A 24,735-nucleotide genomic window follows, 5' to 3' on the forward strand; every position below is an offset into this window, starting at 1 on the left:
TCACTTGTTCCCAGGGGTCAATCCTAGATACTCTTCGATCACCTGGTAGACACCACCTTCTTGATGGCTCGGTGCTAGGTGTTTGGCAACAGCCTTGACAGCTTCTTCTGCATTGGCTACAGCATAGGAGTGAGCAGCCATTTCAAGCATTTCGATGTCGTTTCCGCTATCCCCAAAGGCCATGACCTGGCTAGCATTAAGCTGCCACATCTCCATTAATTGAGCCAGTCCCCAAGCCTTGTGAATGCCTGCTTGTAGGAGATCCATGCTTCCAAAACCGCTCGAAACCGCCATCAGCTGATCTCCAAAAGCCTGCTGGACTTCTCGACGCACTTGATCAAGACGATCCAAGCCAACCACCAAGCTCATTTTAAGCACCTGATCAAATAGATCTGCTGTCAATTCGGGGACAAACTTCATCCGCTTGTACAAGGCTTCAATCACTTCCGGCTGCATGAATTTCTCAACTTCTGTAAAGACCGTGCCTTCCTTGGCAAAGCCACCATTGACAGCTGACACAACCAGCTGGTCTGAAATTTCCCGCCCCTTAAAATAAGCAAGAACCGCCTCTACAAGTTCTCGATTCCAGAATTTTCCTAGAATCATCTGGTCATCCTCAAAAATCCGAGCTCCATTGGCTACGACTAGAGTCACCCGCTTGACCAAAGGACCCAAGAGCTGGCGCATGCGATGGATTTCATTTCCCGTCGCAATGACAAAGCGAATCCCTTTTTGATCCAAGTGGTCCAATAGCCTTTCCAGACGCGGAAGATCCACCTCTCCTCGCTCATCTAATAAGGTCCCATCCATATCTGTTGCAATCAACTTAATCATACAATCTAACCTTTTCCCTTTCAAAGGGTGTAAATTATCTGGTTCCATTATACCACAGATCAAGCCAGTCAAAACCGCCCGTGAAAACAGGTGGCTTCCTCTTGGGCTGAAGGTTGCTACTGATGGCCAAAGGATCTTATAAATACAAGCCCTTTTCTACACTTTCCTGAACCAACTCTTCTGTCAGTTTCCACAACTCTTTGGACTCACTTTTTATAAATTTTTTCTTTTCTAATACCATCTCTGAACGGATATGATCAGGATTATAATTGACTTCTGACACTTCCAAGTGATTAATCAGTGGTACCAATGCGTCAATCACTCTTGCATATCTTGCCTCAGGACTCTGGCCTTTTTCAAACTCCAACCACGAATTTTTCATATTCACATATGTTGCTTCTGGAAGGAGGCTCATTGTTTTTTCTATAGATGCGAGCTCTCTATCATGAGCATGAAGCTTTTTTTCATCATCAAACACCCAAGTATCTCCGGCATAAATCTCACCTAAATCATGAATCAGTAACATAGAAATCACCTTTTCCATATTCAATTTTTCAGGATAATAATCTTGCAGAACCATCGCAGCTATCGCACCCTGCCAAGAATGCTCGGCACTATTTTCAAACCGTCCATCAAGGGTTCTATTAAACCTTGTTACTGACTTTAATTTCTCGATTTCTTTAATAAATTCAACTGTCTGATTCAAATCACTCATGGCGACTCCAACCTTCCTATTCGAAATTACGACTATCATACCAAAAATCAGGTTTTCCATAAATGAATTCCCGTATTTGCAAAAAGAAAATGCCCCCCCTTTTTCGGAGCACCTTCATTTTTCTAACAAGACTACAAGGGCAAGCAAAAAAACTAACCAGTCTTTACCGATTATATTTAGAATGAGACAAACTATTTTAAAGTAAAATAAGTTAATCGTTTCTAAAAGTAAGTAAAAACGAGTTCCTATTTTTAGAATGAATCAAGAAAATACAAAAACTTTCCGCTGTGAGAAAAGTGCCTGAAACAATACGTTTCAGGCACTCGGAATTATTGAGAGTAAAACAGTTTGGGAAACTGTTTTAGCCTGAGCCCAGAAATTAAAGAGCGAAGGGGCTCAATACAAATTGAACAAGGGCTGCGGATTGTGTCAAAAAGATAAGTTCTCCTAGAATTGAAAGATTCTGCGTCAAACTTCCTATTTTGACTTTATCCGCAGACGCCCTCTGTATCTTAATTTAGTCATGGAACTTCTACGAAGTTCGCTGACGTCCGTACTCCCCTAAGGAAAGTTTTTAATATGACTTTGTCTTAAATCTGAAGCTACTGCTTAGCTTCTATTTTTCACCCAACAAAGGCCCAAATGATGGCAATCAGCACTGCCGGAAGAAGATTGGCGACCTTGATTCGTTTGCCCCAAATGAGGTTGATCCCAACACAGAGAATGAGGCTGGAGCCGACCAGTGAGAGATTCGACAGCGCTTGTGGAGTCATGATCGGTTCGATCAAATGGGCCAACAGCGTAATCGCCCCCTGAAAGATCACGAGTGGGACCACCGCAAAAATGGCACCCTTTCCTTTTGAAACGGTCAAGACCAGAACAATGACCATATCCAGAATAGCCTTGGCCAACAAGGTCGAAGTGTCGCCTGTCAAGCCATCCTGGACAGCTCCAACTACCGCCATAGCCCCTATACAAATGGTCAAGGCCGTGGTCATAAAGGCATCAACAAAGCTGGAATCGCCTTGGTTGCCCGTCTTTTCCTTCAGCCAGCTTCCCAGGCGCTCAAAGCCCTCCTCAATCTTCAAGAGTTCCCCGATAACGGTCCCGATTACTAGACTCAGAATCAACATCATACTGCCGTGACTTTCCACATGACTTCCATGCACCACCAGCATCTTTTCCAAGGTCCCTGCAATGCCCAAGACAAAAACAGCAACTCCTGTCACTTTCAGAAGGGTCTCATGAAAATCTTCTGACAAACGTTGACCGATGAGCAATCCTAAAAGCCCACCAAATACGACCCCTAAGGCATTATAGAAGGTCCCTAAACCGATCATTTACAATCTCCTTCGTTCATTTTTCATTCTTTTTCAATTTCTTTCAAAGACCAGTGCCCCGTCTCTTCATACTGGTCAATCAAGTCCTTGGCTGTTTGCGTAATCTCCTCTGGATAATGCAAGCTTTCTAGAGTATTGACCGCATTCTTGGTTACGGCTGATCCTGGCTTGATCTGGTAGTCAAAGACGATCTTGCCGTCCACATAGCGACTGTCAAAATGGTAATTATCATTGACCTCACCAGAGGCTGCGACCAGCTCAATATCATGACTGGAAATCATGTAGAGGCAGTTTTGGGCAGCCAACCAGCGGACAATTCCAAGGCCTGATCCGATCCGCTCGATGGTATTGGTCCCCTTAAAGAGCTCGTCAATAAAGAAGTAGTGAAAACCAGGCTTTTTCAGATGCTGAATCATACGCAAAATAGCTTTACTTTCAGTGATAAAGTAGCTATCTCCAACTTCAATATCATCGCTTACATCCATAGCCGTTAGGACATGACCGTAAGGCAGGGCCAAGGTTTCTCCATAGGCAAAGCCCAGCCCTTGAGCCAGAATAGCATTGATAGCGACGGTCTTCAAATAGGTTGATTTCCCAGACGCATTGTCCCCACTGATGACCATATTTTTTTGAAAATGCACATCATTTGCAATCGGATTGGACAACAAGGGATGATAGAGCGTCTCACCTTCAATCCCACCCGTCTCTGTATAGACTGGCTGACAGACCACTTCTAGATCTCGCTTATGGCGCAAGAGACTAATAGCGACCTCCATCTCCCCTAGCAGATCCAGAAGCTTCTGGGCCTCTTTTTGATGAGCCTTCACCTGATTGTAAATATAAACCTGAGCGATCTGCGGGAGTAAAAAGAGGACATTGAGGTAGAGGAGAATAATTTCCATCTCAGAAGTCCCCGTTGGACTCTGCAAGACACTGGCAAGGATCCGCGTTTTCTTAAAGGGTTTGACTGCCTGCTTGAGTGCTTCTTGTTGTGGCAAGGCTAGATGGCTCAAGCGTTCTGCCGAAGCAAAGATGCGGACCAGGTAGCTAACATTGTCCAGGCGGATTTTATTGGACCAATTGCGCAAACTTGAAAAGACGATATTAAAGATCACACTGATCACCAAGAGGGTAATCGCCCCAACTGGCTCAAAGGGAATGGCAAAGAGACAGAGGATTGGAAGACAGGCCAAGGCTATATAGAGGGGCAAACCTGCATAATGCTTGCCAGGATTTGCGACAATGCTACGCGCCATGTTGTGGTTCTTCTTGCCCAGTTGGTTGAAAATGACCTGAACCTTGAGCCGCAAATCCGGATGCTCTTCAAAGAAGGCTTCTAAGTCATGAAGCTGATCCTGAGGCTGGAATTCCAGCAGGCGCATTTTTTGATAGAGGGCTTCTGCCCCAAGGCTCGATTGGGTGTAATTGAGCTGATCAAAGACCGCATCCAAAGCCAAATCATGCCAGGTCTGATCATCCACTTGGCTATCGATCGTCCTGCCTTTAGCTGGATAAGCCAGACTGTCTATCAAACTTTCTTCTGTATCTTTCTTACGAAAGAAAGGCGCTCCATCCCAAGATTTTTTCAGCTTTTGCTTGAGGCGGATAGCCGTGAGAAATTTGGTTGCCCAAATCACCACCATCAATCCTAGGATCCAAAGTGGGAGCCAGTTTACATTTCCTTCCATACTCTATTCCTTTCCACTCTGAGGCCAGTCCAAGTGAACATGTTCCTTCATTTCTCGGTAAGCCGTGTCCACTCTCTCCTTGGTCTCCTCATCCAACTTGTCGCGGTATTTGCCATCCGGGATAAAATCTTCCAAAATATAGGTCTGGTACTTGTACAACTCATAGCCTTCAGGAGAATAGGTCCCCTTCGGAGTTCGACTAACCCAGGTTGGATGAGCAGTCGCTGTCTTAATCTTTGTCTTGCGACCGACCTTTTCGATGGTCACATCCATCAAGACTCCTCGCTCTGTCCACTGGGCAGTCTCCACGTCCCCCATGGTTTCCAGACGCTGATTAGAAAGGAAATTCCCCATCGAGTAGATGATGAGCTTGTTTTGACCATCTTTATTGACCACTTCAGCAGGCTCTACAACATGGGGATGTCCGCCAAAGACAATATCAGCTCCCCAAGAAACCATCTTATGGTAGAGCTCTTTTTGCTCTTCTGTCGGCTCCAACTGGTACTCGATTCCCATCTGGGGCATGACAATAGTAATATCGGCCTCTTGCTCTGCCTTTTGGATCTCCGCCTTCATCCGCTCTTCATCCAGATCAGACAAGACATCTGCTTGCTCTTCTGGAGTGAGGGTCGTTTCCATCCCATTAAAGCCGTAAGCATAGGCTAGAATAGCAATCTTGATGCCATTCACTTCCTTGATCACCAAGGGAGCTTGCCCTCTCTTTTCATGCGTGTAGACACCGACAGGTGTGATGCCTACATCTTCAAAGGCCTTGGCTGTCGAATAGACCCCATCTAGGCCTGAATCCAAGATATGGTTGTGTCCCAAATCCATGACATCATAACCAGCATCCTTGATGGCTGGTACGACTTCGCTTGGTGCATTAAAGAGAGGATAACCTGACAAATAGTAATTCGGGTTAATGGTTCCCTCAAAATCACCCAAGGCTAGATCCGCTTTTTGTAGCCAGGGTTTGACATACTCATAATTTTCATGAAAATCATAGCTTCCATCTTCTTTTTGCGCGCTCATATAAAGCAAATCATGATAGAGCTGGTCTCCATTCGCCATGATTCGAGCTGTATGAGGAATCTGATCAGCCGGTGTTTTGGCCTTGTACACAACCTCTGGCCGTTCCGTTGCGGTGATCGGAAAGCCTTGGAACTTTTGCACCCACAAGATGGCATTGGCCACGATAAAAACGACTGACAAGAGCACATAGACAAACTGTTCATTGGTCAGCTGAATCCTTGAAAAGAGACGATCAAAAGCCCAATCAAAGGCCGCTGACAACTCTTTTCCCATCGTTTTGATGGTCCCTTTCACATTCTCCCACTTCTCTAACATTCCTACCTCTTCTTCCTACCTAGTTTCTCCAATGCTCTGCCAACAGATTGAGCTGTCATTGAAATACTTTCTCTTCATTGTATCACAATTTTTAAGAAGAGAAAAAAGAGAGCAGGACAGAAACGCCATTGTTTAGAAACGCTTCATCGTCCTGCTCTCGCACAGTTGATTGATTCATATAGATGGTCACAAATCACTTCTTATCGTTTGATTTGGACAAGCTAATCGCAACCATGACAAGACTTAGGAAAAAAGCCGAAAGCAACCCTTTTGTCGTCCGATTCATAAAAGGTTGATGAAATACAAAATGATTATAGGCAATAAATCCTAATCCAATTAGAGTCACCAAAGCTGAAAGTGAAAAAATCGTTCGCCATAAATTTCTATTTTTCATCATAAACTCCGTTTTTCGATCTATTAGAAAGACCCTCTTATTTCAAAGCCTTTAACAAATATCCATAACCTTCTTGCTCCATTTCCTCTTTTGGAATAAAGTGCAGAGAGGCCGAATTGATACAATAGCGAAGCCCTCCCTGATCTTTTGGTCCATCGGTGAAGACATGTCCGAGATGGGCATTGCCTGAACGGGAACGAACTTCGATCCGCTCCATCCCGTGGCTATGATCCTGGTAATAGTGGACGACATCTTTGGCAATGGGACGGGAGAAACTTGGCCATCCACAGCCAGACGCAAACTTATCCTTGGCAAAAAAGAGTGGCTCCCCCGTCGTAATATCCACATAGATCCCCTCTTCAAAGGTCTGATCATAGGCATTGTGGAACGGACGTTCCGTCGCGCTTTCTTGGGTGACTTGGTACTGCTCTGCTGTCAGTTTCCCTTTTAGGGTTTCTTGATCTGGCTTCTGATAGGCTGACGGATCAATCAAGGGCTGCTCAGCATCCGTCACATCAATATGGCAATAACCTCCAGGATTCTTCTTGAGGTAGTCTTGGTGGTAGTCCTCAGCTAGGATGTAGTGACGCAAAGGTTCTAGCTCAACCACAATTTTGCTGCCCAGTTGCTTCTCTTCTTCCGCAAACACTTGGGCGATCACTTCATGATCTGCCTCGTCTGTATAATAGACACCGGTCCGATATTGGCGGCCTCGATCATTTCCCTGTTTGTTAACGGACAAGGGATCGATCACACGAAAATAGTAGAGCAGAATCGCTCGTAGGGTGATTTTGTCTGGATCGTAGATGACCTGAACGGTCTCTGCATGATCCGTTTCCTTGATCAGTTGGTAATTGGTCGTTTCTACCTGGCCATTGGCATAGCCTACCGTCGTCTCTTCTACACCGGGGATCCGTGAAAAATATTCCTCTAAGCCCCAAAAACAGCCACCTGCTAAATAAATCTCTGCCATCTTTTTTCCTCGCTTCCTGCATTCCCCACAAGGAACGCTTGACATCTATTAGCTCCATCATAATCCAAGAGCCTCAGATTTTCAAGGATTCTGCATCAAAAATCCCTTCTACTATATGTAAAAGGGATTCAATCCTTCTTATTTTTCAAATAAGAAAAAGAGCGAGTAATAAAAATTCCAAAACGATAGGGTTAACTGATGTAGAAAATCATGAAGGACTACCATGACCAACACCTCCTCTGAATATCTGTGGACAAGCACCAGGCTAGTATCAACTACAACACCACCGTCGGTCCGTAGACCTGTAACTGAGGTTTCACAACCTCGTAATGCCAGTGATCATAAGCTCGCCAAGCTTGAAAGGCCTCTTCGTTCAAAGCTAGCCCACCCAGACCAATCAATAAACTGGCGGTCTGATAAAACTTTTCTAACTCAATCAACATACGATTGTCTACCCGCCTAGCCTTTCGTAAACCTTTCAACATCTGATCTAGATTTTCTCGAAATCGAAGGGTATCTGGACTGGGGGTGAATCCCTTAGAAAAGGCTGTTTGAAGAAGGCTGATCGTCGTTCTTGCCTCTTGAATCACATCCCTTTCTTCCATAGAAATCACCTTCCTTTTCACCTCCATTGTACACCTTTTTCTCTCTATAAAAATGGAAAATTCCTAAAACTAGGAACAGAATGAGGTTGGGACAAAAGTCCTAGCCTCTCAATTATTTTTGGATTGTCAAGCAAGACGCAGTGGTTGAGTGGGCTCTACTACGCTGATTTCATCAGCTTTTACAGCCCTACTCAACTGTGCGGAGGTGGGACGACGAAATTGAATTCTAACGAATTACCGATTTCTGTCCCACTCTCATAAAAAACTTCCCCAAGTTTCCACTTGAGGAAGTTTTTTTCGAAAGATTAGTCAATGTAGTGCAATTTCCCACGGAAGTCTTCCAGGCTTTGGTAGCCTTTTTCTTCCATGATGGCTTTGAGCTCCGCAGTGATGCGGTCAAAAGCTCCTACTCCTTCTTTATGGAGTGTCGTTCCGATTTGCACCATACTAGCCCCACAAAGGATATGTTCAAAAGCATCGCGACCAGTCAAGACGCCCCCTGTCCCCACAATCTGGATTTCTGGATTCAGACGTTGGTAAAAAGCATGGACATTAGCGAGAGCCGTTGGTTTGATGTATTCTCCACCAATCCCACCAAATCCGTTCTTAGGACGAATCACCACGGATTCATCCTCGATGTAGAGGCCATTTCCGATCGAGTTGACGCAGTTGACAAACTTGAGCGGGTATTTGTTAAAGATCGCTGCTACTTGATCAAAATGAACGATATCAAAATAAGGTGGCAACTTGATCCCTAGAGGTTTGGTGAAATAGGCAAAGACCTCAGACAAGATCCGATCTGTCGTATCAAAATCATAGGCAATCTGAGGTTTCCCAGGGACATTGGGACAAGATAGGTTCAACTCTGTCAAGCCTTTAAAGTCACTGTCTTGCACCTTTTTCAAGATGGTATGAGTTTCTTCAGGAGACATGCCGACGAGAGATAAGAAGAAGGTCCGGTCAGGATCCGTTTCTTGCAACTCCAATAAGTAATTCAAATAATAGTCCAACCCTTGGTTAGGTAGCCCCATCGAATTGATCGAACCAAGCGGCACATCTTGGTAGCGTGGCTCTGGATTTCCAGCACGGAACTCCAAGGTCGCGGTCTTGGTCACAAAGGTCCCAGCAGCTGAGTTCTTCACTTCTTCTAATTCCTCAGTGGTCATACAGGCTACACCTGCCGCATTCATCAAGCAGTTGTCAAATTCAAAACCAGCAATTTGCGTTTTTGTCGATACCATCTTGTACTCCTTTTTTGAAACACCACCAACAGAATCGTTCGGGATGCTCTCTATTTTCTTCTTTCATTATACCATCACTTGGAAGCTTCCGGACAATCAAAGCTAAAAATTCTTCCAAATATTCGGACTTTCCTAGTCACGATAAAATTTTCAGAAAATTCAACTTTTTTCTTTACAAGCCAAAAAAAGTCTGCTATAATGATCCATGTAATAAAACATGACATTGTTTGTCAACTGTCTCAAAGCCACTCCCCTAGCGGGTTTGCTGGTTTTCGTTTCATTCACAAAGGAGAATTAACATGACAACTGCAAAAGAATATATCCAAAGCACTTTCGAAACCGTAAAAGCTCGCAACGGCCATGAAGCGGAATTCCTTCAAGCTGTTGAAGAGTTCCTTAGCACTTTGGAACCTGTATTTGAAAAACATCCAGAATACATCGAAGAAAATATTTTGGCTCGCATTACTGAGCCAGAACGCGTGATTAGCTTCCGTGTTCCTTGGGTTGACCGTGATGGAAAGGTTCAAGTAAACCGTGGTTACCGTGTTCAATTCAACTCTGCTGTCGGTCCTTACAAAGGTGGTCTTCGTTTCCACCCAACTGTTAACCAAGGGATCTTGAAATTCCTCGGTTTTGAACAAATCTTCAAAAACGTCTTGACTGGTCTTCCTATTGGTGGTGGTAAAGGTGGATCTGACTTCGATCCTAAAGGAAAAACAGACGCTGAAGTGATGCGTTTCTGCCAAAGCTTCATGACTGAATTGCAAAAACACATCGGTCCTTCTCTTGATGTCCCAGCTGGTGATATTGGGGTTGGCGGACGTGAAATCGGATACCTTTACGGTCAATACAAACGCCTTCGCCAATTTGATGCTGGTGTCTTGACTGGTAAACCTCTTGGTTTCGGTGGTAGCTTGATCCGTCCAGAAGCAACTGGTTACGGTTTGGTTTACTACACTGAAGAAATGCTCAAGGCCAACGGCGACAGCTTTGCTGGTAAGAAAGTCGTGATCTCAGGTTCTGGTAACGTTGCTCAATACGCTCTTCAAAAAGCAACTGAACTTGGTGCAACTGTTATCTCTGTATCTGACTCAAACGGTTACGTGATCGACGAAAACGGTATTGACTTCGACCTTCTTACAGACGTCAAAGAAAAACGTCGTGCACGTTTGACTGAATACGCTGCTGAAAAACCAACTGCTACTTACTACGAAGGTTCTGTATGGACTTATGCTGGTAACTATGACATCGCTCTTCCATGTGCAACTCAAAATGAAATCGATGGCGATGCTGCAAAACGTTTGGTCGCTCAAGGTGTGAAAGTTGTCTCTGAAGGAGCAAACATGCCAAGTAACATCGATGCCATCAACGTATACAAAGAAAATGGTATCCTTTACGGACCTGCTAAAGCAGCCAATGCTGGTGGGGTTGCTGTATCTGCTCTTGAAATGAGCCAAAACAGCCAACGTCTTTCATGGACACGCGAAGAAGTGGACGGACGTTTGAAAGACATCATGACCAACATCTTCAACACTGCTAAAACAACTGCAGAAACTTACGGTCTTGGTAAAGATTACCTTGCAGGTGCCAACATCGCTGCCTTTGAAAATGTCGCAAATGCGATGATTGCACAAGGTCTTGTATAATCAATCGATATTTTTCTTTGAGACCTTCGGGTCAAAGCCTCTCAACTCCTGAAACCAGTATGTTTCAGGAGTTTTTTTGTAGCTACCGACCTCTATCAAGTCAACCCGACCAAGGGAGAAAAGCCATTTTTAAGACAAGGGGTTCGACCTTCTGTAGTGGGGAGATGTAAGCCCTCTCTTTTTCTGTATCTTTTTCTAAAAAAATTTTATTTTTTTTACTTTACCCCCTTGCATTTTTAATAAATTAGTATTAAACTATAGCAAAAGGAGGTGTGCTTATGTTTCTTTTAGCTCAAGAAAAATCAGATACGATCGAATTCCTTAAGTCTGAATTGGTCCAATTACTCTCCAATATGCGACAAGAAATCGCGACTAGCCGTCAATCACAGACCGGCGCGACTTGCCATCATATTGAATGTTGCATGGACAAGATCCAAAGGGCAAAAAGTTCCGTAGCCATTGCCCTCCCGATCGAATCCTTAAATCTTGAAATCACGACTATGCTGCGCAAGCAACTCATCGTCTTGCCACCAGAGGCTCGAAAAAATTGGGACCAGATTAAAAAGCTGGATTTCAAATACTGCCACTTAAAATAGACCAAAAAAGAGAGTGGGACAGAAATCGGTAATTCGTTAGAATTCGATTTCGTCGTCCCACCTCCGAACAGTTGAGTAGGGCTGTAAAAGCTGATGAAATCAGCGTAGTAGAGCCCACTCAACCACTGCGTCTTGCTCGACAATCAAAAAATAATTGAGAGGCTAGGACTTTTGTCCCAGCCTCTTTTTTGTGTTACATGATCCCGTTCTTTCCTGTCGGTAGGCTAATCCCTGCTTCCATCAAGGCATCATGGTAGAGTTTATAGTAGGTATGATAGACAGTCGTCTGGGTTCCATTTTGCGCAGTCATAGCGATGCGGAAGGAATAACGACCATTTTTTTCGATCTGTGGGCCTAAAATCGTAGGACCTGTCAACACTTCTGGGTGTTTGTCTTGTTCTGACTGGTTGACCTGAGCAATCACCTGATAGATCTTGTCGAGATCGGTATTTGCGTCTAGCGGAATATCGATCAGTACGCGCATATCGCCGCGTGAGAGATTGCTGACGACGGTGATATTACGATTCGGAACAAAGTGGAGAGTCCCATCAAAGTCCCGTACCTGGGTCGTCCGAATCCCGACACTACTGACGATGCCGGCAATATTAATAGACCCATTCGTGAGACGAACATTGTCTCCCACGTCCAGCTGGCGTTCTAAAAGGATGAAGAAACCATTGACCAAATCGGAAAGAAAGCCCTGGGCTCCCATCCCAATCGCCACCCCAGCAATCCCAGCACCAGCCAAGAGACTAGAGACCGGAAGACCCAGAATCGACAAAATCCAGTAGATCAAGATGAAATACAAACAATAGTTTAAGAGGCTCTCAACCAAACGGAGAATCGTTTTTTTACGGGCTTCATCCTGCACCGTATACTTAAAGGAAGGGGTTAATATCCGCTTGACCAGGCTATGGATGACCTTTTTAGCGATAAAAAATAAAAGAAAGACAAAAATCAGAGAAATACATTTTGATATCAGATCATCAAAAATCTTTGTCCAATCTATTTTACTGAAATAACGTTGGAAAGCTTGACTCATTTATTCGGGCCTTTCTACCAAAGAATAGTATAATTATATCAAATATTCGGAAATAAGGCTATTTTTTGAAAATTTCATTGCTTTCCCCCCCTAACTATCGTATAATATTCCTTAATTATTTTTTAAGGAGGTCCTACATGATTCATCGATTGATTACAACTTGGAATAAAACCAACCTTATGAAAAGGATCGCAATCGGGATTGTACTTGGAGTCATCCTAGCACTTATCTTCCCGAAAGCAACTGGCATTGGACTCTTAGGAGAGTTCTTTGTTGGGGGCTCCGTGCGATCGCACCCCTTCTGGTCTTTGCGCTCGTCGCAAATGCCCTCTCCCAACACCAAAAAGGGACAGAGACCAATATGAAAAAGGTCATCGTCCTCTATCTCCTAGGAACCTTTGCAGCCGCCTTCGTTGCTGTTTTGGTCAATTACATCTTCCCGATCACCATTACCCTGACTGGAAAGGCCGCTGAAGGATCCTCTCCAAACGGGATTGGCGAAGTGATTAGTAACCTCTTGCTCAAGATCGTCGACAACCCGGTCAACGCCTTGCAGCAAGCTAACTACATCGGGATCCTTTCTTGGGCAACTGTCTTTGGGATCGCTATGAGAGAGGCGAGTGAACACAGTAAAGACCTCCTGCAAACCCTAGCATACATCACTTCAAAAATTGTTGAGTGGATTATCAACCTAGCTCCATTTGGGATCTTAGGCTTGGTCTTCACGACCATCGCTGGCCAAGGGCTCAGTGCCCTTAGTAACTACGGGATTCTCTTACTTGTTTTGGTTGGTACCATGGCTTTTGTAGCCCTGGTCATCAATCCATTGATCGTCTTTTTCATGATCCGCAAGAACCCTTATCCCCTAGTTTTTAAATGCCTCCGTGTCAGTGGGGTAACAGCCTTCTTCACTCGAAGTTCTGCAGCCAATATCCCTGTCAATATGCGTCTCTGTGAAGAGTTGGGGCTGAATCCGGACACCTATTCTGTCTCCATTCCACTTGGTTCAACTGTAAACATGGCAGGCGACCGTGACGATCAATATTTTGACGCTAGTCGCCAATACCTTGCACATTCAGGTTGACTTTGGAACGGCGCTCATCCTGAGTGTCGTAGCGGCTATCTCTGCTTGTGGAGCATCCGGAGTTGCGGGAGGATCTCTCCTTCTCATCCCTGTTGCTTGTAGCCTCTTTGGCATCACCAATGATTTGGCCATGCAAGTCGTCAGCGTCGGCTTTATTATCGGGGTCATCCAAGACTCTTGTGAAACAGCCCTCAACTCTTCGACAGATGCACTCTTCACTGCCATCGCCGAAATGAGCAGCTGGCCAAAAGAAAAACGCTATTAAATGAGCCTATCTCAAATAGACAAGAAAACCCAGATCTCGCGATCTGGGTTTTCTTATTTCTTAAAGTATTGTTTGCTTTCTTTGATGATGACAGGAGAGAGAGCTAAAAGGGCAATCAGGTTGGGCAAAGCCATCAGCCCATTCACAATATCCGCAATCACCCAGACCAGATCCAGCTTAAGGAAACCTCCTAGTCCAACCATAAAAACAAAGAAGGTCCGATAGAGGTTGATATGTTTAACACCAAATAGGAATTCAAAACACCGCTCTCCGTAATAAGACCATCCAAGAATAGTCGTGGTCACAAAAAGCACCAAGCATAGCGTCAGAATGATACCTCCGACTGGGCCAAAGACGCCTGTAAACGTATCCTGAGTCAGGGTACTAGTGCTGCCCTTAGCCATCCACTCATCTGAAACCAAGAGTGAAAGTCCTGTCAAACTACAGATGATAATAGTGTCAATAAAGGTTCCTGTCATGGAGATCAAACCTTGCTCGACGGGCTCATTGGTCTTCGCTGCAATGGGTGCAGATCCGAGACCAGATTCATTAGAGAAAACCCCACGCGCCACCCCTTTTTGGATAGCCATTTTGACCGTTGCTCCTGCGAAACCTCCCATGGCTGCAGTTCCTGTGAAAGCACCTGAAAAGACTGCTTTTAAGGCTGGAAGCAATTGGTCCAGATGCAAGACAATAATCGTGATAGTCGCAAAGATATAGGCAGCAGCCATAAAAGGAACCACTTTTTCAGAGACTTTGGAAATCCAGTGAATCCCTCCAAAGATGATGGTCGAAACCACCAGAGCAATTACTACACTAGCCACTTCTGGAGCTGTTCCAAAACTGGCTTGAAGGGATCCCGTAATGGAATTAACCTGGGTCATGGTTCCGATCCCAAAGAGGGCCACCAGCACTCCTGCAACCGCAAAGAAAATAGCCAGTGGTCGCCACTTCTCTCCCATCCCGTGAAGAATGTAGTACATGGGACCACCCGAGATATGACCGTTGTCATCCTTGGTCCGATAACGAATGGCTAAGAGCCCTTCTGCATACTTGGTCGCCATTCCAAAGAAGGCTGCCATCCACATCCAAAAGAGGGCACCTGGGCCACCTGTCTGAATCGCTGTAGCCACCCCTACAATATTCCCCGTCCCTACAGTAGCCGCTAGAGCTGTCGCAAGGGCTCCGAAACTCGAAATATCCCCGTGTCCCTCATCTTCTGTAAAGATCAAGCGAAAAGCTTTTGGAAGGTAGCGGATCTGAAGCAAACCCAAGCGAAGGGTCAGGTAGATCCCTGTCCCTACTAAAAGCACTAAAAGTGGGGCCCCCCACACTAGATTATCGAGCTGCTGAAAAAACTGCAATACATGATCCATTTTCTGTCTCCTTTTTCATCGACCGCTCGACAGAAAAGAGAAAAAGAAAGAGCACATGTCAAACATGTACTCTGGTCCTGCTTAAAATAGGGGACTTCCCCTATCTTTCGCTCTGTCCTTTTACCTGAGAGTTTGAGTAGATGCATCCTCTACCTTGCCCCTTCGGTGCCATTTCTGGTCTCTCCAGAGTTCCGTCCATTCACAGTCACTCACGCTCCTGCAAACTTCATTCGGTCGTATGTAATTTTCTCTATTTTAATTGATTTTCAAAATTTTTTCAATCATTTCTGAAAATATCTTAAAAATCACCTGAAAATTTACGGTTTTTAATCACTCAAGGAGAAGTGATTGGTCATGAGGTTGCTAGCATCGAGCAAAATCTTGTCCAAGAGTTGATCTGTCGCTTCCTGGATTTGATCACTCATGGCTTGGTTTTCCGCCTCAAAATCAACGGTTTCACCTGCTGCAAGTGCACGATCGACTTTATTGATGCGCGCATGTCCCCAGGCCATTGTCGTTTCTTGGTAATCGTCCAAATCACCAACATGGTGAGCATAGTGAGGATCTGCCAGTCCCGCAATAATCCGGTTGGCCCAGTAGAAGGAATCCGTTGTTACCTTAGCCGTCGTATTGGCAAAGTAGTCTGGCGTTGTATCCACTTGGGTAAAGAAAGGAACGGCTGTATTGTAAGGCATGGAGCCATAAGAAATCCATTGGATGCCTGTCGTTTCTTGTGGTTTATGGGGACGCAATTGCAGAATCGCTGTCTGGCTGGTCCGGTTGATCCCGATCGTCCGGAAGGTCCGCTGACTCACGTGATCTCCTTCAGGACCATAAGGATCGTAGATGGTGTCTTGGTAGTGGTTGCTCAAGACATATTTGACATCTTCAATCGTCACCTTGCGATAAGGTTTTTGACACCAAGGAATCTCAAAACTCCGTGGATCCTGCTCGATTTCAGGATTGAGGAAACGCTGGATGGCCCAAGCCCGCGGTGTATTGTAGTGGCGGTCCTTGTCTTTTTGGCTACCAAAGGCATAGCGTGGATTAAAACCTTTCCCTTCTTGATCCAGAATCAAATGGTGCTCTGTGACAAAATGTTCAAGATCTGGGTCACAGAGAAACTCATCTGGATTTCCAAATTCAAAATAATCACTTCCCAGTTGGTTCGGGTTGGTCACATAGGTATCATCAGGGACACGGCGCGCCATCCAGTGGTGACCTCCGATGGTTTCCAACCACCAGATTTCATTCACATCTGAAATGGCGATCCCGTTAGACTCATAAGTTCCGTACTCTTCCAAAATCTTTCCGAGACGTAAGACCCCTTCGCGGGCAGTCTTGACATAAGGCAAGACCAAGGTCAACATGTCTTCCTCGCCGATGCCACTCTCTACAAGAGGATCTGCCCCTAGCACACGGCTATTGGTCGTAATGGTCTCTGTCTCACTCATAGCTACATTATAGACATTGATCCCAGCTTCTCCCCAGATCCCGTCTTTAGGAATCGCATCTGGAACCGCTGTATAGCGAACTGGATTATCTGGCAAGTCGATTTCAAAAGTTGATAAAACAGACTTGTAATGACGTGGTTGATCTTCCGGTTTGACCACGATCAATTTCTTGGGCGTAAAAACGCCATTTTGAGAATCCTCTGTTCGTGCTACAATGGTCGAACCATCGTAGCTAGCATTTTTTCCGACTAGAATCGTTGTACACGAATCTGCACTTTCACGTTTACGCATGCGTATCCTCCCAAATCATTCATTGCCTCTATTATAGCACTTTTAAAAGGGAGGACCTACTGAAAATCAGATTTAAAAGCGAATCCTTTTCAACAACTTTCAATCATTTTCATTTTATAAAATTTTAAAAAACCTAGCTGTTTATCAGCTAGGTTCAGATTGAAGAAAAAGTTATCTTAGAAACTTTCCTTAGGTGAGTACGGACGTCAGCGAACTTCGAAGAAGTTCCATGACTAATTATTGAGCCTAAGGTCTCAATAATTCCGAGTGCCTGAAACTGTATTGTTTCAGGCACTTTTCTCACGGCGGAAAGTTTCGGTATTTTCCTAATTCATTCTAAAAATGAGACAGATTTATATTTCTTTGCAGAATTACTTAACTTACCCTTTAAACGTGACAATGGTCGCTCCGCTTCCACCCGCATTTTGTGGGGCATATTCAAAACTTTTGACGTGTTTGTTGCGGCGGAGGTACTTGGTCACCCCTTCACGGATGACACCCGTCCCGATCCCGTGGATGATATCGACTTGGGCCATGTTGTTGAGCAGGGCTTGATCGATAAAGCCATCTAGCTCTTGCATAGCCTCTTCATAGCGTTTTCCACGGAGGTCCAGACGTGCTCTTGGCCCACTCGTATTCGATCGTTTGACGACATTCACCTGGCGTTTCTTAGGTTGAGCTGCTTCTTTTTCAGCCTTGATGAGGTTGAATTCTTTTTCTTCCAAGGTCATCTTGATCAAGCCGACTTGCGCCTCCCAGCGGCCATCTCTGAGTTGTTTGACCAGGGTTCCGCGTTGGCCATAGCTGATAACCAAGATTTCATCTCCTACCTTAGGAGCACGCGACTTTTTGGCTTTTTTCAGGACCTTATTTTTTGAAAGGTCAACGGTCTCAGGAGCTAGTTTTTTCAACTGAGCCTTGGCTTCAATGATCTCATGTGGTTTCAACTGGGATTTAGCGTGAAGTCCTTGAAGGATACGGTCACTCTCTGATAGGGCCATGTCCACAATTTCCTTGGCCTCTTTTCTCGCCTTATTGAGCTCTGTTTCTCTCTCTCGGGTCAGTTCGTTATAGAGTTTTCGAAGAGCACGATTGAATTTAAGATTTTCTTGCTCGACCTCTTGAATGGTATCCAAGCGCTTGCGACTTTCTAAGGTCTGCGCCTCCAATTTTTCAATAATTTGATTGACATCATTATCCGTATTGGTCATCTTCATGGCATCCTGGATAATGGTCTCAGACAAGCCCAAACGGCGGGCGATCTCAAAGGCATTGGAGCGGCCAGGAACTCCTTGCATGAAGCGATAGGTCGGACGCAGACTCGCTGTGTCAAATTCCATACTGGCATTTTGCACTCCTGCAGTCTCAATTCCGTAGGCCTTGAGCTCTGGATAGTGGGTTGTCGCCATGGTCTTAATCCCGCGTAAGCGCAGGTCTTCTAGGATAGCAATAGCAAGGCCAGCCCCCTCTTGAGGATCGGTTCCAGCCCCCAACTCATCCAGAAGGATCAAGGAGGCGGTATCCACTTGATTTAAGATAGATACGATATTGGTCATATGACTGGAGAAGGTCGACAAGCTCTGCTCGATCGATTGTTCATCTCCAATATCCGCAAAGACCTGTGAGAAGATACCCACACGACTACCTGGATCCGCTAGGATGGGAAGACCAGACTGGGCCATAATTTGCGCTAGTCCCAGCGTTTTTAGCATGATGGTTTTCCCCCCTGTATTGGGACCGGTAATCACGATTTCTGTCAAGTCCTCGGTAAAATGCAAGTCATTCGCGACAGCATTTTCAATCAAGGGATGACGTAATTGCAAGAGCTGAGTAGAGCGATTGCTACTAACCTCTGGTACCACTGCCTTATAATCGCGCATAAACCGATACTTGGCCTTGATCAAGTCTAAGTGACCGATAATCCAAGCATTATTTGCAATTTCTGATGCATGAGGGCGCAGGGTGTCAGATAATTCCTCCAGAATCTGAATGATTTCATACCGTTCATCGGCTCGATGGTTGGCAATTTCTTCATTAAGATTGACGACTGCCCGAGGCTCGATATAAACGGTATTCCCGCTGGCTGAGATATCGTGGACCACCCCTGCAATCCGGTTGCGATAGGTGTTTTTTACTGGTAGAACATTGCGGCCATTCCGACTAGCAATCACAACATCCGCTAACATATCGACCTTGCTTTTCAGCAGATCTTGTAGAATCTCTCTGACCTGGTGTTCATTTTCCTGGATTCGGCGACGGATTTTGGCCAATTTTTCACTGGCAAAAGACTCGACAAAGCCTCCTTCGTTGATAGCTTGAAGTCCACCTTGTAGGCGTGGTAAATCCACCAAGTTGTCAAAGAGGCGATTGAGCCTTTCCAGACGGACATTTTCCAAGTTGTCGTAGAAATCCTTAAGCTCATGTGTCACCCGAAGGACAGCTTTTAGCGCTAGTAATTCATCGATATTGAGGGATGCCTCCATCTCCAAACGCTTGGCCACTGGACGGACATCTTGAATGGTCGATACGGCAAAGCGAGGCTCTTCCAAGAGGATCTGCTCCATATCTTCTAGCTCCATAAAGGCCGTTTCGATGCTTTCTTTTTTATCAGTTGGAGTAAGGGCTGCTAGCTCCATCTCCCCTTGTTCTGTCTGTAGATAGGGTTCAAAGAGTTGCTTGACCTTGTCAAACTCCAGAATATCTAATATTTTTTTATTCATGTTTCTCCTACAAAAAAAGTGAGCGTCCTTCCTTGAATCGGACTTGTCTCACTCCTTTCTTCATTTTTGCTCCTTAAGCTCCGATAATCGCAGTCACCCACAAGTTGTGGAACAGACTGGAACTGATCGGGGTATGAAGGATGATAAAGCGGATCAATCCACTTGCATTTAGTCTATTTTGGATGGAAGCCATGGGAACCGTTGAGAGGACAGTCAAGCCCATTTGGATGACCAAGAAAGTTATCACGACAGCAATCACACCCGCTCCAATTTGATACTTGCGATCCTCCAGTTTTTCTGGCTGGGGTACCAAGTGCATAAAGATCCCAATCACGCGACCAATCAGGTAGATCATCGCAAAAATCAACACATAAGCTAAACCTGCATAAAAGATGTCATCTAACTGAAACAGGTAGCGGTTGGCATAAAAATAATTCACTGATTGCTGGGTGGGACTCGAAAATGGAACCCATAGAGACAACACCTTGGCCAGCCCCTTGTAGCTGCCGCCTGCAATCAAGAGGGCCACTAAGGTCACTAGAAAATAATAGGACTGGAGGATAATCCCTCTTGCATAACCAATATAAAAACTCCATGCCAAAATCAATAAGATTAAGAAAGTTAACATGTATCTCCTCTTATTTAGATGATTTATCCTTTAAGTCGTCTAAAGCTTTGCGACGAAAATCATCTAATTCTTTTTCTTTGTCGTCAAACTCAATCTCGCGATTCAGCTGCATGGACAAACTATTTACTGCCAATAAGATCGCGATGGTTTCGTCATCTGCCTCTGGCATTTGTTCCTTAATTGCTTGGTATTTTTCTTTCGCAACACGTTCGACTTCTTCCATAAACAGATTATCATGGTTGGTTGTTAAAGTGAGCGCTTTGTTTCCAAATGTAAATTTATATCTATTTAAGCTCGCCATAAAAATCACCTCACGGTATTATACCAAAAAAGGCTAGCTTTGTCAGTAGCAAAGCCCCTCTTCACAGGGATTTTCCAGTGGATTCTTTCTTTCTTTTTGCTCCCTCTCTCCCTGAATTTGTGGTACAATAGTGGTTATGGAAAGTATGACACTCACTCCAACACAGGAGCAAATCCTTGATTTTGTCCATACCTATCGCAGTTCTCTCACTCAAAGCAAGAATCCTCATATGGATTATTTCTTTCGACTAGAGGGAGCGACCGTTTCAATCTACAAGTCTGGAAAAGTCTTGCTCCAGGGCAATGACCTTACTCCTTACCTGGCCTTTTTCGGGCAAGATGCTGGGAACCCTAAAGGTTCTACTACTTCATCTGCAGGACCAGATCTAGCCATGATCGGAACCGACGAGGTCGGAAACGGCTCTTATTTTGGTGGACTCACCGTCGTTGCATCCTTTGTCACACCTGACCAGCACGACTGGCTCAAAAAGCTCGGTGTGGGGGATTCAAAGACCTTGGATGATCGAAAAATTCAGCAATTGGCTCCTCTCCTTGAGGAAAACATCCAGCACCAAGCACTCTTATTGTCTCCAAAGAAGTACAATGAAGTCATTGCTTCTGGCTACAATGCTGTTTCAGTCAAAGTGGCCCTGCACAATCAGGCTATCTATCTTCTATTAAATAAAGGAGTCCAAGCAGAGCGAATTGTGATCGATGCCTTTACGACGGCTAAAAACTACCAAAAATACGTGAAAGCCGAAAAAAATCAGGTCACCCAAGCCATTGATTTGGAAGAAAAAGCAGAAGGTAAGTATTTAGCTGTTGCAGTTAGTTCCATCATCGCCCGCAATCTCTTCCTTCAAAATCTGGAAGATCTGGGCAAGGAACTGGGCTTTAATCTCCCTAGTGGAGCAGGGACGAAGTCTGACCAAGTCGCTGCTAAATTGCTCCAGACCTACGGGATGAAAGCTCTGGATTATTGTGCCAAACTCCATTTTAAAAACACAGAAAAAGCAAAGAAATTACTAGAAAGATAAGTTATGTCAAAAAGAAGTTCAAAACATACATCTAGCTCACCAGTGGTGAGATTCCTTAAAGAATGGGGCCTCTTCAGCATCATCGTTGGTCTCATCATCGCCTCTCGCGTCTTCCTTTGGGCTCCGGTCAAGGTGGATGGTCATTCGATGGATCCGACCTTGGCTGATAGCGAGTACCTCCTTGTGATCAACCACCTTTCGATTGATCGTTTCGACATTGTCGTTGCCAGTGAAAAAGACGACGACGGCAAAACCAAGGACATCGTCAAGCGGGTCATCGGTCTTCCTGGAGATACTATCCAGTATGACAACGATACTCTCTACATCAATGGGAAAAAGACCAATGAGCCCTATTTGAAAGACTACATCGCTCGTTTCAAAAAAGATAAATTGCAATCAACCTACACTGGAAAAGGGTTCGAAGAAAACGGAGAACTCTTCCGCCAATTGGCCAATACAGCCCAAGCCTTTACAGTAGACAAGGATGGCAATCCTAAATTTACCTTGAAGTTGCTCGACGATGAATACCTCTTACTTGGAGATGACCGGATCGTTTCAAAAGATAGCCGTCAGGTCGGAGCTTTCAAGAAAGAACAAATCAAAGGACAAACTGTCTTTAGACTATGGCCTATCTACCCTTTCAAAACTTATTAGTATAGATCAACAGACTGAGGCTGAGACAAGTATGTCCCAGCCTTGCTTTATAAAAAGGAAAGAAATGATGGAATATTATTTTTCTGGTACTATTGAGCGTATTATTTTTGAAAATCCTAGCAGTTTTTTTCGAATCCTCTTACTCGACATCAGCGATACAGATGCCGAAGACTTTGATGATTTTGAGATCATTGTAACGGGCACTATGGCAGATATTATGGAAGGCGAAGACTATACTTTCTGGGGGGAGCTGGTCCATCATCCTAAATACGGAGAACAGCTCAAAATCAATCGCTATGAACGTGCTAAACCCTCTAGCAAGGGCTTGGTGAAATATTTTTCCAGCGATCACTTCAAAGGAATTGGGCTCAAAACGGCTCAAAAAATCGTGGACCTCTATGGAGACAATACCATTGACAAAATTCTGGAGGCCCCTGAAAAATTAGAAGATATCACTGGTCTCTCCAAGAAAAACCGCCTGGCTTTTGTAGAAAAACTCCGTCAGAATTACGGAGCAGAGCGCATTCTCGCCCAACTAGCCAACTATGGCATTCCCAATAAATTGGCCTTTCAGATCCAAGATTTTTATAAAGAAGAAACCCTCCAGATCGTGGAGCAACAGCCCTACCGATTGGTGGAAGATATCCAAGGCATGGGCTTTAAAATCGCGGACCAACTAGCCGAAGAATTGGGGATTGCAAGTGACGCCCCTGAGCGTTTCCGCGCGGGTCTGATCCACAGCCTTTTTAGCTACTCTATCGAGACTGGAAATACCTACATCGAAGCCAAAGACCTCCTGCGCTATACCATTGACCTTTTAGAATCCGCTCGGCCAGTAGAATTGGACCCTTCCACTGTCGCCCAAGAATTAGGACGCCTCATCGAGGAAGACAAGGTCCAAAACGTGGACACCAAGATCTTTGACAATAGCCTCTTCTTTGCGGAGGAAGGGATTCGCAGTCATATCGGTCGCCTCCTAGAAAAAGGAAAGCAAGCTTCATTTGACCCTGAGAAAATCAACCAGGAGATTGAGGCGGTTGAAAAAGATTTGGGGATTCGCTACGATGCGATTCAAAAAGAGGCGATTCACCAAGCTATCCAAAACAAGGTCTTTATCCTCACAGGGGGTCCTGGGACAGGAAAGACTACCGTTATCAATGGGATGATCAGTGTCTATGCCCAACTCCACCAGCTGGATCTTCGGAAGAAACAAGACCTGCCGATCCTCTTGGTCGCCCCAACGGGACGGGCGACTAGACGCATGAATGAGCTGACAGGACTTCCGAGTGCCACCATCCACCGCCATTTGGGGATGACAGGAGATGATGACACCAGCCACTTGGATGACTATTTAGACGCAGACTTTATCATTGTGGATGAATTTTCCATGGTTGATACCTGGCTGGCTAATCAATTACTCAGTAATATCGCAACGGATACGAAACTCTTGATTGTGGGAGATGCCGACCAATTACCATCTGTCAGCCCTGGTCAGGTCTTGGCTGATCTCTTGCAGATCCCAAGCATCCCTCAGACCAAACTCGAACATATTTTCCGTCAGAGTGAGGACTCGACCATTGTCTCACTAGCAGGAGACATTCGCCAAGGCAAGCTTCCTCAAGATTTCACAGAACGAAAAGCCGACCGCTCTTATTTCGAAGCTGGAAGCGAACACATCCCTAAGATGATCGAACAAATCACTTCTGCTGCCCTTCGCAGTCATATCCCTGCACGAGATATCCAAGTCTTGGCACCCATGTACAAGGGCCAGGCCGGCATTGACAATATCAATACGCTCATGCAAGACCTTCTCAATCCAGCTGTCAAAGATCAGGTGGTTTTTGACACGCCAGACTGCCAATACCGCGATGGAGACAAGGTCATCCATCTGGTCAATGATGCAGAAAGCAATGTCTTTAACGGAGATATCGGCTACATCACCGATCTTCTCCCAGGAAAATATACAGAATCCAAGCAAGATGAATTGACCATCCAATTTGATGGTAATGAAATCGTCTATCCGCGCAATGAATGGTACAAGATTCGCTTAGCTTATGCGATGAGTATTCACAAATCGCAAGGAAGTGAGTTTCCGGTAGTGATTTTGCCCATTACCAATCAAAGCCACCGGATGTTGCAGCGTAATTTGATCTATACCGCCATCACGCGCTCTAAGAGCAAGCTGATTCTCTTAGGAGAATACAGCGCCTTTAATTACGCTACTAAAAATACCGGTACTGCGCGCAAGACCTACTTGGTGGAGCGCTTCAAGGACCTGGACGGAGGCGAAGCCACCAATGTCTCATCTTCAGCCGTTGCCACCGCTTCTGCTACAGTCGAATCCGCACGAAGCAAGGAAGAAACTGTTAAAAGGAAGGATGAGCCTGATGAACCGACTGTCTATCGACTGACAGAAGACAATCTCCACACCATTTCTCCTATGATCGGACTGACTGAAGAAGAGATTGCAGCCTTTTTTGACATCAAAAAATACGACTAGTGAAC

Annotated in this window: 20 protein-coding genes, 1 pseudogene and 1 riboswitch; of the genes and pseudogenes, 6 read left to right on the plus strand and 15 right to left on the minus strand. The window is 45.0% G+C overall.

From position 1 onward, the window contains the following. The 9 genes from AB4X21_RS08750 to AB4X21_RS08790 form a co-directional block, all read right to left on the minus strand. The gene (locus tag AB4X21_RS08750) at positions 1-834 is read right to left on the minus strand and encodes an HAD family hydrolase (protein WP_369087856.1); all 834 of its coding nucleotides are present in this window, start codon (positions 832-834) and stop codon (positions 1-3) included. Positions 835-970: 136 nt separating this feature from the next. Beyond that, positions 971-1,549, minus strand: coding sequence for an HD family hydrolase (locus AB4X21_RS08755; RefSeq protein WP_369088377.1), 579 nt, complete (start codon positions 1,547-1,549; stop codon positions 971-973). Positions 1,550-2,172: 623 nt separating this feature from the next. Continuing rightward, complete coding sequence (locus AB4X21_RS08760) at positions 2,173-2,889, minus strand: DUF554 domain-containing protein (RefSeq protein ID WP_320911165.1); 717 nt, start codon at positions 2,887-2,889, stop codon at positions 2,173-2,175. Between the two features lie 23 nt (positions 2,890-2,912). Further along, on the minus strand, positions 2,913-4,577 hold the full coding sequence (locus tag AB4X21_RS08765) for a hypothetical protein (RefSeq protein ID WP_320911164.1): 1,665 nt from the start codon (positions 4,575-4,577) through the stop codon (positions 2,913-2,915). A gap of 3 nt (positions 4,578-4,580) precedes the next feature. Continuing rightward, on the minus strand, positions 4,581-5,882 hold the full coding sequence (locus tag AB4X21_RS08770) for a CapA family protein (protein ID WP_320911312.1): 1,302 nt from the start codon (positions 5,880-5,882) through the stop codon (positions 4,581-4,583). A gap of 235 nt (positions 5,883-6,117) precedes the next feature. After that, positions 6,118-6,318: a hypothetical protein gene (locus AB4X21_RS08775; RefSeq protein WP_320911163.1), complete on the minus strand. Its 201-nt coding sequence runs from the start codon at positions 6,316-6,318 to the stop codon at positions 6,118-6,120. A gap of 37 nt (positions 6,319-6,355) precedes the next feature. Then, the gene (gene msrB / locus AB4X21_RS08780; protein WP_320911162.1) at positions 6,356-7,291 is read right to left on the minus strand and encodes a peptide-methionine (R)-S-oxide reductase MsrB; all 936 of its coding nucleotides are present in this window, start codon (positions 7,289-7,291) and stop codon (positions 6,356-6,358) included. A 275-nt stretch (positions 7,292-7,566) separates the two neighbouring features. Beyond that, positions 7,567-7,923, minus strand: coding sequence for a helicase BlpT (locus tag AB4X21_RS08785; protein WP_155126320.1), 357 nt, complete (start codon positions 7,921-7,923; stop codon positions 7,567-7,569). A 278-nt stretch (positions 7,924-8,201) separates the two neighbouring features. Beyond that, positions 8,202-9,137: a dihydroorotate oxidase gene (locus AB4X21_RS08790; RefSeq protein ID WP_155128253.1), complete on the minus strand. Its 936-nt coding sequence runs from the start codon at positions 9,135-9,137 to the stop codon at positions 8,202-8,204. A gap of 299 nt (positions 9,138-9,436) precedes the next feature. Here AB4X21_RS08790 and gdhA point away from each other — a divergent pair, with 299 nt between their 5' ends. Together gdhA and AB4X21_RS08800 are read left to right on the plus strand one after the other, a co-directional pair. Next, positions 9,437-10,783 carry an NADP-specific glutamate dehydrogenase gene (gene gdhA, locus AB4X21_RS08795; protein ID WP_070449366.1) on the plus strand — a complete coding sequence of 449 codons (1,347 nt, stop codon included), beginning with the start codon at positions 9,437-9,439 and terminating at the stop codon, positions 10,781-10,783. Positions 10,784-11,061: 278 nt separating this feature from the next. Then, on the plus strand, positions 11,062-11,379 hold the full coding sequence (locus AB4X21_RS08800; protein WP_369087857.1) for a hypothetical protein: 318 nt from the start codon (positions 11,062-11,064) through the stop codon (positions 11,377-11,379). 193 nt (positions 11,380-11,572) lie between these two features. On the opposite strand, the gene AB4X21_RS08805 is transcribed toward AB4X21_RS08800, so the two are convergent. Beyond that, positions 11,573-12,421, minus strand: a complete 849-nt coding sequence (locus AB4X21_RS08805; protein WP_155128142.1) for a mechanosensitive ion channel family protein — start codon at positions 12,419-12,421, stop codon at positions 11,573-11,575. A 137-nt stretch (positions 12,422-12,558) separates the two neighbouring features. Between AB4X21_RS08805 and sstT the strand changes: the two are divergent. Then, positions 12,559-13,770, plus strand: a pseudogene (gene sstT / locus AB4X21_RS08810) (serine/threonine transporter SstT). 53 nt (positions 13,771-13,823) lie between these two features. Here the strand turns inward: sstT and AB4X21_RS08815 are convergent. From AB4X21_RS08815 to AB4X21_RS08835, 5 genes are all read right to left on the minus strand, one after another. After that, entirely contained in the window at positions 13,824-15,146 is a 1,323-nt protein-coding gene (locus AB4X21_RS08815) for an alanine/glycine:cation symporter family protein (RefSeq protein ID WP_369087858.1), read from the minus strand. A 102-nt stretch (positions 15,147-15,248) separates the two neighbouring features. Beyond that, positions 15,249-15,343, minus strand: a riboswitch (glycine riboswitch). 129 nt (positions 15,344-15,472) lie between these two features. Beyond that, complete coding sequence (locus AB4X21_RS08820; RefSeq protein WP_320911159.1) at positions 15,473-16,891, minus strand: C69 family dipeptidase; 1,419 nt, start codon at positions 16,889-16,891, stop codon at positions 15,473-15,475. 380 nt (positions 16,892-17,271) lie between these two features. Continuing rightward, positions 17,272-19,611: an endonuclease MutS2 gene (locus AB4X21_RS08825; protein WP_369087859.1), complete on the minus strand. Its 2,340-nt coding sequence runs from the start codon at positions 19,609-19,611 to the stop codon at positions 17,272-17,274. Positions 19,612-19,684: 73 nt separating this feature from the next. After that, positions 19,685-20,239 (minus strand): CvpA family protein, encoded by a 555-nt coding sequence (locus AB4X21_RS08830; RefSeq protein WP_155128151.1) that lies wholly within the window; start codon positions 20,237-20,239, stop codon positions 19,685-19,687. 10 nt (positions 20,240-20,249) lie between these two features. Next, positions 20,250-20,540, minus strand: coding sequence for a hypothetical protein (locus tag AB4X21_RS08835; RefSeq protein WP_003005477.1), 291 nt, complete (start codon positions 20,538-20,540; stop codon positions 20,250-20,252). Positions 20,541-20,676: 136 nt separating this feature from the next. Between AB4X21_RS08835 and rnhC the strand changes: the two genes are divergently transcribed. From rnhC to AB4X21_RS08850, 3 genes are all read left to right on the plus strand, one after another. After that, positions 20,677-21,576: a ribonuclease HIII gene (gene rnhC, locus AB4X21_RS08840; RefSeq protein WP_369087860.1), complete on the plus strand. Its 900-nt coding sequence runs from the start codon at positions 20,677-20,679 to the stop codon at positions 21,574-21,576. 3 nt (positions 21,577-21,579) lie between these two features. Next, positions 21,580-22,230: a signal peptidase I gene (lepB, locus tag AB4X21_RS08845; RefSeq protein WP_369087861.1), complete on the plus strand. Its 651-nt coding sequence runs from the start codon at positions 21,580-21,582 to the stop codon at positions 22,228-22,230. A gap of 67 nt (positions 22,231-22,297) precedes the next feature. Beyond that, on the plus strand, positions 22,298-24,730 hold the full coding sequence (locus AB4X21_RS08850; RefSeq protein WP_369088378.1) for an ATP-dependent RecD-like DNA helicase: 2,433 nt from the start codon (positions 22,298-22,300) through the stop codon (positions 24,728-24,730). Positions 24,731-24,735: the final 5 nt, after the last annotated feature.

This window comes from Streptococcus sp. CP1998 (genome assembly GCF_041026655.1).
GTDB lineage: Bacteria > Bacillota > Bacilli > Lactobacillales > Streptococcaceae > Streptococcus > Streptococcus dentalis.

Coding starts and splice junctions, on each gene's coding strand:
- AB4X21_RS08750 (WP_369087856.1), bottom strand. CDS start 834: ATGATTAAGTTGATTGCAACAGATATGGATGGGACCTTATTAGATGAG.
- AB4X21_RS08755 (WP_369088377.1), bottom strand. CDS start 1,549: ATGAGTGATTTGAATCAGACAGTTGAATTTATTAAAGAAATCGAGAAA.
- AB4X21_RS08760 (WP_320911165.1), bottom strand. CDS start 2,889: ATGATCGGTTTAGGGACCTTCTATAATGCCTTAGGGGTCGTATTTGGT.
- AB4X21_RS08765 (WP_320911164.1), bottom strand. CDS start 4,577: ATGGAAGGAAATGTAAACTGGCTCCCACTTTGGATCCTAGGATTGATG.
- AB4X21_RS08770 (WP_320911312.1), bottom strand. CDS start 5,882: ATGGGAAAAGAGTTGTCAGCGGCCTTTGATTGGGCTTTTGATCGTCTC.
- AB4X21_RS08775 (WP_320911163.1), bottom strand. CDS start 6,318: ATGAAAAATAGAAATTTATGGCGAACGATTTTTTCACTTTCAGCTTTG.
- msrB (WP_320911162.1), bottom strand. CDS start 7,291: ATGGCAGAGATTTATTTAGCAGGTGGCTGTTTTTGGGGCTTAGAGGAA.
- AB4X21_RS08785 (WP_155126320.1), bottom strand. CDS start 7,923: ATGGAGGTGAAAAGGAAGGTGATTTCTATGGAAGAAAGGGATGTGATT.
- AB4X21_RS08790 (WP_155128253.1), bottom strand. CDS start 9,137: ATGGTATCGACAAAAACGCAAATTGCTGGTTTTGAATTTGACAACTGC.
- gdhA (WP_070449366.1), top strand. CDS start 9,437: ATGACAACTGCAAAAGAATATATCCAAAGCACTTTCGAAACCGTAAAA.
- AB4X21_RS08800 (WP_369087857.1), top strand. CDS start 11,062: ATGTTTCTTTTAGCTCAAGAAAAATCAGATACGATCGAATTCCTTAAG.
- AB4X21_RS08805 (WP_155128142.1), bottom strand. CDS start 12,421: ATGAGTCAAGCTTTCCAACGTTATTTCAGTAAAATAGATTGGACAAAG.
- AB4X21_RS08815 (WP_369087858.1), bottom strand. CDS start 15,146: ATGGATCATGTATTGCAGTTTTTTCAGCAGCTCGATAATCTAGTGTGG.
- AB4X21_RS08820 (WP_320911159.1), bottom strand. CDS start 16,891: ATGCGTAAACGTGAAAGTGCAGATTCGTGTACAACGATTCTAGTCGGA.
- AB4X21_RS08825 (WP_369087859.1), bottom strand. CDS start 19,611: ATGAATAAAAAAATATTAGATATTCTGGAGTTTGACAAGGTCAAGCAA.
- AB4X21_RS08830 (WP_155128151.1), bottom strand. CDS start 20,239: ATGTTAACTTTCTTAATCTTATTGATTTTGGCATGGAGTTTTTATATT.
- AB4X21_RS08835 (WP_003005477.1), bottom strand. CDS start 20,540: ATGGCGAGCTTAAATAGATATAAATTTACATTTGGAAACAAAGCGCTC.
- rnhC (WP_369087860.1), top strand. CDS start 20,677: ATGGAAAGTATGACACTCACTCCAACACAGGAGCAAATCCTTGATTTT.
- lepB (WP_369087861.1), top strand. CDS start 21,580: ATGTCAAAAAGAAGTTCAAAACATACATCTAGCTCACCAGTGGTGAGA.
- AB4X21_RS08850 (WP_369088378.1), top strand. CDS start 22,298: ATGGAATATTATTTTTCTGGTACTATTGAGCGTATTATTTTTGAAAAT.